The organism is Pseudomonas avellanae BPIC 631 (assembly GCF_000444135.1).
GTDB lineage: Bacteria > Pseudomonadota > Gammaproteobacteria > Pseudomonadales > Pseudomonadaceae > Aquipseudomonas > Aquipseudomonas avellanae.
Genome location: NZ_ATDK01000034.1, coordinates 1 through 295 on the forward strand (window position 1 = coordinate 1; position 295 = coordinate 295).

1 pseudogene is annotated in these 295 nt (G+C 60.3%); it reads left to right on the top strand.

Annotation, left to right across the window (positions count from 1 at the left end):
* Positions 1-246 (top strand): annotated as a pseudogene (locus DW49_RS1000000133275) (hypothetical protein); the annotation flags it as partial.
* Positions 247-295: the final 49 nt, after the last annotated feature.

Below are 295 nucleotides of genomic sequence, written 5' to 3' on the forward strand. Positions count from 1 at the left end.
GTAACGCTTGATACGGGTAAAGATGCTGCGGGCTGGGCGTCGTACTCACTGGCCGTTGAGCCAGGTGCTGGCTGGGTTCTGAGCGTTTACGTCGATCAGCAGTGGGTGCCGCTGGAAGCGTCTGCGGCTGGTACAGAACGCGCGCTAGCTGATCGTGAACAGGTCATGCTGACTCGCTCTCAAGCCGCGAAGCCCGCCCCATATTTGGGGTCAGTGTTCCCTGACAAACTCCGTGCGCTGCTTTGAGCGGGGTTTGGGATTCTCGACCTGCGCTTAGACGTGGGCAGCACCCTAC